Annotated in this window: 10 protein-coding genes; 3 read left to right on the top strand and 7 right to left on the bottom strand. The window is 54.5% G+C overall.

What is annotated here, in order from left to right; all coding sequences use genetic code 11:
- Positions 1–4: 4 nt before the first annotated feature.
- From gatB to gatC, 3 genes are read right to left on the bottom strand one after another with little or no spacing between them, the layout of a single operon-like run.
- Positions 5–1,435, bottom strand: a complete 1,431-nt coding sequence (gatB, locus tag ETC05_RS14595) for an Asp-tRNA(Asn)/Glu-tRNA(Gln) amidotransferase subunit GatB (protein ID WP_031405925.1) — start codon at positions 1,433–1,435, stop codon at positions 5–7.
- 13 nt (positions 1,436–1,448) lie between these two features.
- Positions 1,449–2,906: an Asp-tRNA(Asn)/Glu-tRNA(Gln) amidotransferase subunit GatA gene (gatA, locus tag ETC05_RS14590; protein WP_171661335.1), complete on the bottom strand. Its 1,458-nt coding sequence runs from the start codon at positions 2,904–2,906 to the stop codon at positions 1,449–1,451.
- 12 nt (positions 2,907–2,918) lie between these two features.
- Positions 2,919–3,209 (bottom strand): Asp-tRNA(Asn)/Glu-tRNA(Gln) amidotransferase subunit GatC, encoded by a 291-nt coding sequence (gene gatC / locus ETC05_RS14585; RefSeq protein WP_031405929.1) that lies wholly within the window; start codon positions 3,207–3,209, stop codon positions 2,919–2,921.
- Between the two features lie 159 nt (positions 3,210–3,368).
- Between gatC and ETC05_RS14580 the strand changes: the two genes are divergently transcribed.
- From ETC05_RS14580 to ETC05_RS14570, 3 genes are all read left to right on the top strand, one after another.
- On the top strand, positions 3,369–3,944 hold the full coding sequence (locus tag ETC05_RS14580; protein WP_171661352.1) for a hypothetical protein: 576 nt from the start codon (positions 3,369–3,371) through the stop codon (positions 3,942–3,944).
- A complete protein-coding gene (locus ETC05_RS14575) occupies positions 3,928–4,701 on the top strand; it encodes a VOC family protein (RefSeq protein WP_171661334.1) in 774 nt (257 codons plus the stop codon). The genes ETC05_RS14580 and ETC05_RS14575 overlap by 17 nt, the downstream gene beginning before the upstream one ends.
- Before the next feature lie 94 nt (positions 4,702–4,795).
- On the top strand, positions 4,796–6,271 hold the full coding sequence (locus tag ETC05_RS14570) for a flavin monoamine oxidase family protein (protein WP_368668045.1): 1,476 nt from the start codon (positions 4,796–4,798) through the stop codon (positions 6,269–6,271).
- Between the two features lie 35 nt (positions 6,272–6,306).
- On the opposite strand, the gene ETC05_RS14565 is transcribed toward ETC05_RS14570, so the two are convergent.
- From ETC05_RS14565 to pcrA, 4 genes are all read right to left on the bottom strand, one after another.
- Positions 6,307–6,870, bottom strand: a complete 564-nt coding sequence (locus tag ETC05_RS14565) for an LOG family protein (RefSeq protein ID WP_031405937.1) — start codon at positions 6,868–6,870, stop codon at positions 6,307–6,309.
- A gap of 180 nt (positions 6,871–7,050) precedes the next feature.
- The gene (locus ETC05_RS14560) at positions 7,051–8,274 is read right to left on the bottom strand and encodes a CamS family sex pheromone protein (RefSeq protein ID WP_031405940.1); all 1,224 of its coding nucleotides are present in this window, start codon (positions 8,272–8,274) and stop codon (positions 7,051–7,053) included.
- Positions 8,271–10,283, bottom strand: coding sequence for an NAD-dependent DNA ligase LigA (gene ligA / locus ETC05_RS14555; protein WP_031405942.1), 2,013 nt, complete (start codon positions 10,281–10,283; stop codon positions 8,271–8,273). Before ligA ends, ETC05_RS14560 begins: the two co-directional genes overlap by 4 nt.
- 21 nt (positions 10,284–10,304) lie before the next feature.
- Complete coding sequence (gene pcrA / locus ETC05_RS14550) at positions 10,305–12,479, bottom strand: DNA helicase PcrA (RefSeq protein WP_031405944.1); 2,175 nt, start codon at positions 12,477–12,479, stop codon at positions 10,305–10,307.
- Positions 12,480–12,486: the final 7 nt, after the last annotated feature.

The raw sequence follows: 12,486 nt of genomic DNA, 5'->3' as shown, positions 1-12,486 counted from the left end.
TGAGTTACCGCTTGTTGATTTCCTCGATGAGCAGCTTGTTGACAAGCGGCGGGTTGGCTTGTCCTTTCGTTGCTTTCATCACTTGGCCGACGAGGAAGCCAAGCGCGCGGTCTTTGCCGTTTTTGAAGTCTTCCACCGATTGCGGGTTGGCGTCGAGCACTTCGAGTACGATTTTGCGCAGCGCTCCTTCGTCGGAAATTTGCACGAGCCCTTTCTCTTTGACGATTTTCTCTGGGTCGCCGCCGTGTTCGACGAGCTCTTTGAACACTTTTTTGGCGATTTTCGACGAAATCGTGCCGTTTTGGATCAGCTTGATCATTCCAGCCAAGCTTTCCGGCGTCAAGGCGATGTCATGGAGCTCTTTTTGCTCGGCGTTTAAGTAGCCGGATACTTCGACCATGAGCCAGTTGGACGCCAGTTTCGGGTCGGCGCCGTTGGCGACCGTCGCTTCAAAGAAGTCGGCCATTTCTTTCGTCAAGGTGAGCACTTTGGCGTCGTATTCCGGCAAGCCCCATTCTTCGACATACCGCTTCCGGCGGGCATCCGGGAGCTCCGGAATCGAGGCGCGGACGCGTTCTTTCCATTCGTCGTCAATATAGAGCATGACCAAGTCCGGCTCTGGGAAGTAGCGGTAGTCTTCCGATCCTTCTTTGACGCGCATGAGCACGGTTGTTTTCGTCGCTTCGTCAAACCGCCGCGTTTCTTGGCGGATGACGCCGCCGGAGAGCAAAATTTTCTCCTGCCGTTTCGCCTCGTACTCGAGCCCCATGCGGACGAAGTTGAACGAGTTTAAGTTTTTCAATTCGGTTTTCGTGCCGAATTGGTCCGACCCGATCGGGCGGAGCGAGATGTTCGCATCGCAGCGGAGCGACCCTTCTTCCATTTTGCAGTCGGAGACGCCGGTGTATTGGATGATCGCCTTTAATTTTTCCAAATACGCATACGCTTCTTCCGGCGAGCGGATGTCCGGCTCCGAGACGATCTCAATGAGCGGCGTCCCTTGGCGGTTAAAGTCGACAAGCGAGTAGCCGTCGCCCGTGTGCGTCAATTTGCCGGCGTCTTCTTCAAGGTGAATGCGGGTGATGCCGATTTTTTTCTTTTTCCCGTTCACTTCGATTTCAATCCAGCCGTTTTTGCCGAGCGGCTGGTCGTATTGCGAAATTTGGTACGCTTTCGGGTTGTCCGGATAAAAGTAGTTTTTGCGGTCAAATTTCGTCTCAGTCGCGATTTCGCAGTTGAGCGCCATCGCCGCCTTCATCGCAAATTCGACCGCTTGCCGGTTCAAAACCGGCAGCACGCCCGGATACCCTAAGTCGATGACGTTCGTTTGCGTATTCGGGGGCGCCCCGAAGGCGTTCGGGCTGCTGGAGAAAATTTTCGATTTCGTTTTCAGCTCGACGTGGACCTCAAGTCCGATCACCGTTTCAAAATTCATCGTCGATCCCCCCTTACAACACCGGTTTTTGCTTATGGTAGTCGGTCGCTTGTTCAAAGGCGTGAGCGACGCGATAGACCGTGCTTTCATCAAAGTGCTTGCCGATGATTTGCAAGCCGACCGGCAAGCCGTCGACAAAGCCGCACGGCACGGAAATCGCCGGCACGCCCGCAAGGTTGACCGGAATTGTCAAAATATCGTTCATATACATGGTCAGCGGATCGCTCGTTTTCTCGCCGATTTTAAACGCCGGCGTCGGCGTGGTCGGACCGATGATGACGTCGTATTGATCAAAAACGTTTTCGAAGTCGCGCTTGATCAACGTCCGCACTTTTTGCGCTTTTTTGTAATACGCATCGTAATAACCTGAGCTTAAGGCAAACGTCCCGAGCATGATGCGGCGCTTGACCTCGTTGCCGAACCCTTCGCTCCGCGTCAATTTGTACATGTCGATCAAGTTTTTCGCGTTGTCGGTCCGATATCCGTAGCGAACGCCATCAAAGCGGGCAAGGTTGGCCGATGCTTCCGACGAAGCGAGCAAATAGTACGTCGCCAAGGCGTATTTTGAATGCGGTAGCGACACTTCTTCCCATGTCGCTCCGAGCTTCTCGAGCACGTTGAGCGCGGCAAGCACCGACTGGCGCACGCCTTCGTCGACGCCTTCGCCCAAATATTCTTTCGGCACAGCGATTTTCAAGCCTTTGATATCGCCCGTCAACGCTTCGACATAGTTGGGCACGGGGATGTTCGCTGACGTCGAATCCATCGGGTCAACGCCAGAAATCACTTGCAGCAAGTAGGCGTTATCTTCCACCGTGCGCGTAATCGGGCCGATTTGGTCGAGCGATGACGCGAACGCGACGAGCCCGAAACGCGACACGCGGCCGTACGTCGGCTTCAATCCGACAACCCCGCAAAACGCCGCGGGCTGGCGGATCGAACCGCCCGTATCCGAGCCGAGCGCAAACGGCACTTCGCCTGCCGCCACCGCCGCCGCCGAACCGCCGCTGGAACCGCCCGGCACGCGCTCTAAATCCCACGGGTTGCGCGTCAGCTGAAAGCCGGAGTTTTCCGTTGACGAGCCCATGGCGAACTCGTCCATGTTCAGCTTCCCGATCGTAATCGCGCCGGCGGCGTTCAACCGCTCCATGACGGTCGCATCGTAAATCGGGTCAAAGTTGTATAAAATTTTGCTGGCGCATGTCGTGCGCAACCCTTTGGTGACAATGTTGTCTTTAATGCCGATCGGCAAGCCGAACAGCGGGTTGGTCTCCTCGCCTTTCGCCAACTTGTCATCAAGCTCTTTCGCTTTCGCCCGCGCTTGCTCTTCGTTCAGCGTTAAAAACGCCTGCACTTTCTCTTCCACTTCGCCGATGCGGCGATACGATTCCTCCACTAAGTCGGAAACCGATACTTCTTTTTTCTGCAGCAGCGTATGTAATTCCGACACCGTATGGTCAAAGAGCGACATAAATCCCCCTCCTTACTCTAAAATAGCGGGCACGCGGAACTGGCCGTCTTGCTGGTCCGGCGCGTTTTTCAACACTTCCTCGCGCGGCAGCCCCGGTTCTGGAATATCCTCGCGCATCACGTTTCGCATATCAAGCACGTGCGAAGTCGGCGGCACGTTTTCGGTATCCAATTCATTCAACTGCTCGGCAAACGTAATGATCGCGTCGAGCTGTTTCGTAAACATCTCCGCCTCTTCTTCGGTAATCGCCAACCGCGCCAAGTCGGCGACATGCTTCACTTGTTCGAGCGAAATTCGCGACATCGTGTTCACCTCCGACATGGTCGACCTTTCACAATACTATGATGATACCAAAATAAAAGGAAATAAAGCAACATTCCGGCTAACATTTCCTTTGTTGTCCATTGACGAATTCGAACATATGTACTATAATGGCCATAACGTATGAAAAAAGGGGGGATGATGACGATGAGTGAAGCGCTGCTCGCTCAAGTGCTCGACCGCTTGAACGCGATGGATGGCACACTCCGACTGCTTGTTGAAGGGCAAGAGCGGCTCGAGCGTGAACAAATCGCCATTCGTCAGGAACAAGAAGAAATTCGAAAAGAACAGCAAGAAATTCGAAAAGAACAACAAGAAATCCGAAAAGAGCAGCAGGAAATCCGTCTGGAACAGCAGCGTCTGCGCCAAGAACAAGATTCGCTTCGCGCCGGGCAAAAGGAATTAAACGGCATCGTGGCCGCTCTTCTCCACCGCCAAGACGAAACAGACGCCAAACTAGAAGCTCTCGCCGCCGATGTTCGCCATCTTCACCAAGAATTTGCCTCATTGAAACAAACGGTGGACCGCCTCGAACAGAAAATGGATTCCCGCTATGAGCAATTGGCTGCCCAAATCGAAGACATCAAGCTGGACTTGAATTTTATCGCCCACCGCACCGTCGATAACGAACGCATCATCTACAAGCTTAAAGAAATGCTGTTCCGCTCATCTATTCCTAATACAGAAGGAGTTCGCCGCCATGAACGTCGCGTTTGACCATCTCGTCCACCTCACCGAGCGCCCGGAACAGGCGAAAGGCTCGTTTGAACAGTTAGGGTTTACGGCCATCCACGGCGGCCGCCATGAGGCATGGGGAACGTATAACGCGTTATGCTATTTCGCGCCGCTAAGCTACATCGAATGGATCGGCATCGCCGATGAGCAGACAGCGAACACCTGCCAAAATCCGCTTATTGCCCAACTTGTCGCTGACCGTCAAGAGGGGAATGGCTTCTCCCAGTTTGCCTTTCGAACGAACGATATCCAACAGCTGGCTGCACAGCTCAAAAACAAGGGATTCACTCCGATCGGCCCGCTCCCTGGCAGCCGCCAGCGCGATGACGGCAAGCGGCTGACATGGTCGCTGCTGTTTATCAACGACGATACAGACGGCGCGTTCCGCTACCCGTTTTTCATCCAGTGGGACGAGCGCGATGACGTGCGGATGAACGAGCTGGCGCCGCTCATGCGCCATGCAAATGGGGCGCCGTCGTTGTCGTCCGTCAGCGTTTATGTGCGTAGCCTCGACCGCGCCGTCAACAGCTACCGTCGGCTGTTTGATTTGCCGGCAGCGAATGTGGGGCGCGATGAGGCGGGGACCTATGCCGAACTAACGGTTGGCGGCGTCAGCCTCCGCTTTTACCAAGCGGATGAACCCTCGTCGACAAGGCCGTTTGCCTGCCGCATCGTCGGCAGCAAGCTGCAGCGCCGCCTTCAGTTAGCCGGAGGGACGTATATCTTTTCCGAATTGTGACCGCTCCCCCACATATCCTCCTTTGCCGCTGAATAGGATGGAATAACCGCAGCTCCACCCGGGGAGCTACCCCATGGCAAAGGAGGATGGACACGTGGCGCATCCGTATGTTTCTCCGAGGCTGCCGATGGAGACGATGATCTCGATCATTCGACACGGATTAAAGAAACCATCCGCTCCGAAAAAGATCGTCATTATCGGCGCCGGCATGGCCGGGCTTGTCGCGGCGTCATTGCTGAAGCAAGCCGGCCATCGCATCACGATTCTTGAAGCATCCGAGCGGGTCGGCGGCCGAATCTACACGCTCCGCTCCGACTTCCGCGACGACCAGTATCTCGAGGCGGGCGCGATGCGCATCCCGCACACCCATCCATTGACATTGGAATATATCAAAAAATTCAACTTGCCGCTCCACCCGTTTATCAACAGCACCCCGCGCGACATTTTATATTTTCGCGGCGTCAAAGCGCGCCTGAGCGAATACGAGCGGCATCCCGACCTCTTCGGCTTTCCCGTCGCCCCCCACGAACGGGGCAAAACCGCTTCCGAACTGTTGCAAATGGCCATTCGTCCGGTCATTCAATTCATTGAACAAAATCCAGAACAACATTGGCCGATTGTCATCGAACGGCTCGACCGCTACTCGCTGGACGCCTATTTGCGCTACAACCCATTCGGCCTACCGTTGTCCGTGGGAGCCATCGATATGATCAAAGCCGTTCTTTCATTAGAAGGATTCCCCGAACTTTCGTTTCTTGAGATGTTGCGTGAACTCATGGTGCTGTTTACGCCGAATATTCGCTTTTATGAAATCGCCGGAGGCAACGATCGGCTTCCCAAAGCTTTTTTGCCGCAACTGAAGGACGAGATTCTCTTTAGTCATAAAGTGCAAAAAATAATCCAGCACGAAAACAGCGTCACCGTCCATGCGACCCATACAAAAATTCTTCAGCCGCTTCAAATCACCGCCGATCGGGTGATCGTCACCATCCCGTTTTCCATTTTGCAGTTTGTCGACATCGAACCGCGCCATTCGTTTTCCGAAAACAAATGGAAGGCCATTCGTGAACTTCATTATGCCGGTTCAACGAAAACTGGCATCCAGTTTAAAACACGGTTTTGGGAAAAAGAAGGGATGTTCGGAGGAAAAACCGTGTCGGATCTGCCGATTCGATACACCCAATATCCAAGCCAAGGCATCGGCACGGCAGGACCTGGCGTCGTATTGGCCAGCTATACGTGGGAAGACGACACGATCCCGTGGGACAGCTTAAGCGATGAAGAGCGGCTTGAATATACGTTAAAAAACTTAGCCGTCATCCATGGCGAACAGGTGTACCGTGAATTTGAAACCGGAACAAGCCATAGTTGGGTGCGCTATCCGTACTCGGGCGGCGCCTTCACGATGATGAAGCCGAACCAAGTGACGGAGCTGTCGCCGTACATCGCTCTCCCCGAAGGAAGGGTCCATTTTGCCGGCGAACATGCGTCCACCCACCACGGATGGATTCAGGGAGCGATTGAATCCGGCATCTGCGCCGCGTATGAAGTGAACAACTCGCCAGCTTAGCAGCATCTCTACCGGCGGAGCGGTCAACCGCTCCTTCATGTTCCAGAACAGTGATGATGGCGGAACGTCTTCATCCGCTCATACAGCGTCGAAACATCCTCAGCGCTGACAATCAGATCGAGATCTTCCGGCGCGGCAAATCCGTTTTCGACCGTATGCCGAAGCAAGTCAAGGAGCGGGTCGAAAAACCCGTCCACATTGAGCAGGCCGATCGGCTTTTGATGGAGGCCGACGCGCGACCACGAGAGCACTTCAAACAGCTCTTCGTATGTTCCATAGCCCCCTGGCATGGCGATAAACCCGTCGGCCGCCTCGTACATTTTCGCCTTGCGGGTGTGCATCGTATCAACGACCAACAGTTCGCTCAACCGGTTATGCGCCACTTCCCGGTCTTTCAAAAATTGCGGAATGATCCCGACCACGCGCCCTTGATGGCGCAGCGCCGCCTCAGCAACCTCTCCCATCAAGCCCCGCATCCCGCCGCCGTAAATGATTGTCATGCCGCTTTGGGCTAAAAACGTTCCGAGCTCTTGGGCCGCTTCCTTATATTTCATGCTTCGTCCATAACTTGATCCGCAAAACACACAAATGGCTTTCATGATCGTGACACACCTTTACTCGCATCTAAGTCTTCATTATTTTACCAGTCTGTCTCCCATTCGGCAAATCACGCCGACAGGCTGCCAGCGATTCCGTTTTCACCAGCCTTTTCGAACCGCAACATCGCAAAAAACACATCCCCTCTGGCTCGGCCAGAGAGGATGCGGCACGTTGTGTTGTCATTGATAAATATGCACAAACGGCTCGTCTGCTTTCGCCTGGCGCACGATGAGGCTTTCCGGCTGGCCGGCGGAGGCGATGTAGACGTTGACCGTGATGTAGTCCGGAAATTTTTCCATCACAAGACCGGTCACGTATTGTGTAAAGCCGATCACTTCCGCTTTGCCGTAAAACGGCATCGTAATGTTAATCGTTAACTTCTGAAGTTGGTCGTTGACGTACAATCCTTTGCCGACGACACCCGTGTAGTTGGGGAAGAAATCTTCCACATCGGATTTAAAATTGTTGAATTTCAGCCAGTCGTCGCGATGATTTTCTTCCGCCTCATCGGATGGGAATAAATAATATTCCTCGTTCACCGTCTCCCAATCATTGATCGTGCTGTCCCCTCCATCGATATGGGCGACGGCGAAAAAGTGGCCTGGAACGACAGATGAGCGGGGCGCTTGTTTGTACAGGGCGATCATGATGGGCACGTTGCCGAGCCCTTTCATGCTCCGCAGCCGCTTCAGCACCTCGGCGGCGATCCGCTTTCCTTCCCGTTCGATGACATCGTCTTTGATTTTGACCTCGCGCGGATAGCCTTGCTCGGTCGAGTAATAGTGGAAGGAGTTTAATGCCAAACCGATGGCGACGCCGCCGAGCTTCACTTTGTCGTTGTCGACTTTGACCAAATAATCATGTTCCAAAATGCTCGCCAAATAAATCGGGCTTTGTTTGTTTTTTTGCTCATTCGTTCCCTTGTCGCCAATCGGCGGGTTTAAGCCGAGGTTGTCTTCCGGCTTCATTTTCTCCGCTTTCAGCTGGCTGGCCGTCCGCTTGCGGGCAAGCCATTTTTTGACCGTTTCGCTGTCCAAATATTGCCCCTCTTGAAACAAGTACTCATCCGTCGGAAACTGCTCGGTGGCAAGGCGCATAAGCCCCGTCTCAAACTCGTCGACATCAAGGCGCGTGTTTAAATCATTGACGACCTCGCCGCGCGCACCGGACGGTTTGAACGGCAAGATGACGCGATAATACGAGTCGGAAATGTTGTATTTCGGGATGACGGCTTCTTGCTGTTTGTTGCCTTTGTCTTGCACGACTTCCTCGCCTTCATTAAACTTCGGCGCACACGCGGACAGCAAACAAACAGAGGCGATCCCGATGACGACCAGTGGCTTTCGGATTCGGTTTGTCCAACGATAGGCAACTGTGGTGCGAAGTCGTAACGTCTGTTTCATCGTTTCCCCCTGTTGATCTCTTGCAAAAATCGCGTTTCGTCCCAAATGTCAATGCCAAGCTGTTGGGCTTTCTCCAACTTCGACCCAGCATCTTCGCCGGCGATGACGATGTCGGTGCTGCGGCTGACGCTGCCAGTAACGCGTCCGCCCAGCCGCTCGATTTGTTCTTTCGCCTCATTGCGCGACATAGACATAAGCTTTCCGGTCAAAACGACCGTTTTGCCGGCGAAGGGGGAGTCAGCAGGCGCCTCAGCCGCCCGCTTCGACCCTTTGTATGCCATGTTGACGCCGTAAAGCCGCAACTCATTCAACAGTTCGGCCGCTTCTGGCTGGGAAAAGAAGGCGATGATCGAGTCCGCCATTTTCTCGCCGATTTCCGGCACGGCCATCAATTCCTCTTTCGTCGCTCTCTCCAGCCGTTCCATCGTTTCAAAATGCTCGGCCAAAAGTTGAGCAGCTTTCGCTCCGACGTAGCGGATGCCAAGGCCGAACAGCAGCCGCTCGAGCGAGTTTTGCTTTGACGCTTCAATTGCCGCGAGCAGGTTGGCTGCCGACTTTTCGCCCATCCGTTCCAAACCGATGAGCTGTTCTTTCGTCAGCCGATACAAATCGGCGACGTCGTGGACGAGACCAGCGTTAAACAGTTGGGTGACGACTTTTTCGCCCAACCCTTCAATGTTCATGGCTGCCCTTGAGGCAAAATGGATGAGCCGTTCGCGCAGCTGGGCCGGACATTTCGGGTTTAAGCAACGGAGCGCCACTTCCCCCTCTAGGCGGACGAGCTCACTTTGACATTCCGGACAATGCGTCGGCATGACAAACGGCGTTTCGTCCCCGTCGCGCCGGTCGACGACGACGCCGACCACTTCCGGAATGATGTCGCCTGCTTTTTTGATAATGACCGCATCGCCGATGCGGATGTCTTTTTCGCGGATAAAATCTTCATTATGAAGAGTGGCGCGCTGCACGGTCGTTCCGGCGACGCGCACTGGTTCGAGGATCGCCGTCGGAGTGACAACGCCGGTGCGGCCGACGTTCACTTCAATGCCGATCAGCGTCGTCACCACTTCCTCAGCTGGAAATTTGTAAGCGATGGCCCAGCGCGGGCTTTTGGCCGTTGCACCAAGCTCCCGCTGTTGGGCGAACGAGTCGACTTTAATGACGATGCCGTCGATCTCGTACGGCAGCTGCGGCCGTTTTTCGTGCCAATCGTTAATAAAAGCGAGCACCTCATCGATGTTGGCGCAGCGCCGCCGCTCGGGATTCACTTTAAACCCAAGCACCTGCAAATAGTCGAGCGCCTCACTGTGCGACTCAATGCCAAGCTCTTCGGCATTAGCCAATCCGTAAACGAACAAATCGAGCTGGCGCGACGCCGCCACTTTCGGGTCGAGCTGGCGAAGCGAGCCGGCCGCAGCGTTGCGCGGGTTGGCAAACAGCTCCTCGCCTCGGGCTTTCCGCTCCTCATTCAAGCGCAGGAACGACGCTTTCGGCATGAACGCCTCGCCGCGCGCCTCAAGCGACACCGGCTCCCTCAGCCGAAGCGGCAGCGAGCGGATCGTTTTCAAATTTTCCGTAATGTCCTCGCCGGTCGTTCCGTCGCCGCGCGTCGCTCCTTGAACGAAATAGCCGTCTTCATAGCGGACGGAAACGGCGAGGCCGTCGATTTTCAATTCGCACACGTACGCAGCTTCGCCGACTTCTTGGCGGACGCGGCGGTCGAAATCGCGCAAATCCCCTTCGTCAAACGCGTTTGCCAGACTCATCATGGGAACAATGTGCGTCACTTTGCGAAACGCCTCAAGCGGCGGGCCGCCGATGCGCTGGGTCGGCGAGTCGCTCGTTTTCAATTCCGGATACTGTTCCTCGATGGCCATCAACTCTTGCATGAGCCGGTCATACTCGGCGTCCGGGACGGACGGCCGGTCGAGCACATAATATTCATAGCCATAGCGGTTGAGCAGTTCGCGCAGCTCGGCCGCGCGCCGTTCGGCTTGTTGGCGGTCCATACGTTCACCCGTTCTCCTTTCTTACACTTTCTCAATCGGCGCAAATTTAGCGAGCAGCCGTTTAATGCCGATCGGGCTCGGGAAAGCGATATCGAGTTCTTGTTCGTCGCCTTCGCCGCGGACGCTGACAACCGTACCGATCCCCCATTTTCGGTGGTTGGCCCTGTCGCCGACTTTCCACACTCCGATGGCGCCGCCTGCCTGCAAGCGAGCGGGCGCTGAACGGGAAACGGACGGTTTTCCGCGCGAGACCGTCTCCAGCAAATGCGCTGGAATCTCATCTAAAAAGCGCGAGGGCCGGTTCATTTGGATGTTGCCAAACAGCGTCCGCATTTGTGCATTCGTCAATACGAGCTCTTCCTGGGCGCGGGTAATACCGACATACGCCAGCCGCCGCTCTTCTTCCATTTCATCCTCATTCTCCAATGAACGAAGATGCGGGAAAATCCCTTCCTCCATGCCAATCAAAAACACGACCGGAAACTCAAGCCCTTTGGCGGCGTGCAGCGTCATGAAGACAACGGCATCGCCCTCGGTTGCCTGATCCGCCCCATTCAGCTCGTCCAAGTCGGAAATGAGCGCCAAGTCAGTTAAAAAGGCGATGAGCGATTTATCATCGCTGACATTTTCGAAATGCTTTGTCACCGACAAAAATTCGTCCAAGTTCTCAAGCCGGCTTTGCGCTTCAATTGTCCGTTCCGACTTGAGCATCTCGCGGTAGCCCGATTGGTCGAGCACTTCTTCGACGAGTTCGGTGACAGAAACGTATTCTTGCAGTTGCGCCCATTGTTCAAGCTGCCCACGAAACGCCGCAAGCGCCCCTGCTGTTTTCGCGCTGAAACCAATCATCTCCAGCTCGCCGAGCGCTTCAAACAAGGACAGCTCATGCTCGGCTGCATAGCGGACAAGTTTGTCGATCGTAGAGGCGCCGATGCCGCGCTTTGGCACGTTGATGATGCGCAGCAAGCTCAAATCGTCATCAGGATTGGCGATGACGCGCAAGTAAGCGAGAATGTCTTTGATTTCTTTCCGGTCATAGAACTTTAAGCCGCCGACGATTTGGTACGGAATGTTCGCTTTTAAAAACATTTCCTCGACGATCCGCGACTGGGCATTCGTTCGATAAAGCACGGCAAAATCGCGGTAGCGGCGCTCCCCGCGTTCCACCGCCTCTTGAATGCGGCGGGCAACAAATTGCGCTTCATCCGCCTCGTTCATCGCTTCATAATAGATGATCGGCTTCCCTTCCGGATTTTCCGTCCACAACCGCTTGGGCTTTCGGTTGACGTTATGCGCAATGACTTCATTTGCCGCCTGCAAAATACGTTTCGTCGAACGGTAGTTTTGCTCAAGCAGAATCACTTTCGCGTTCGGGTAGTCGCGCTCAAACGACAAAATGTTGCGGATGTCGGCCCCGCGCCACCGGTAAATTGACTGGTCGGCATCGCCAACGGCGCAAATATTTTGGAATCGCTCCGCGAGCTTTTTCACCAGCGTATATTGAGCGCGGTTCGTATCCTGGTATTCATCGATATGGATGTACTGAAACTTATACTGGTAATATTGAAGCACATCCGGCACGCGGTCAAACAAGTGGATCGTCGTCATGATTAAATCATCGAAATCGAGCGAATGATTGCGGAGAAGGCGCTGTTGATACTCTTGATACACGTCGCTGACGACCGTTTCATAATACGTCGACGCCCGCTTCGCGAATTGCTCCGGCGTGAGCAAATCGTTTTTCGCCCCGCTGATCGTCGCTAAAATCGTCCGCGGCTCAAATTTTTTCGGATCGATATTTTTGTCTTTCAAAATCGCTTTAATGACCGAAAGCTGATCCGTCGGGTCGAGGATGGAAAAATTGCGGTTGATGCCGATGCGGTCAATGTCGCGGCGCAACACGCGGACGCACATCGAGTGAAACGTCGAAATCCATACGTCTTCCGCCGCCCCGCCTAAAAGCGCCTGCACCCGCTCCTTCATTTCCCGCGCCGCTTTGTTCGTAAACGTAATGGCTAAAATATTCCACGGCGCCACCTGTTTTTCCGCCATCAAATAGGCGATCCGGTGCGTCAGCACGCGCGTTTTTCCGCTGCCCGCCCCCGCCATGATGAGCAACGGGCCTTCTGTCGTTTTAACGGCTTCTTGCTGCTCTTTGTTTAAATGGGCAAGCAGCTTTTCCGATAAAAAATTCATCATGTCC

Origin of the sequence: Geobacillus sp. BMUD, assembly GCF_013096845.1 — a bacterium.
Taxonomy (GTDB): domain Bacteria; phylum Bacillota; class Bacilli; order Bacillales; family Anoxybacillaceae; genus Geobacillus; species Geobacillus vulcani.
The sequence above is the reverse complement of the archived record's forward strand: the minus strand, read 5'-3'. Positions and strand labels throughout refer to the sequence as shown.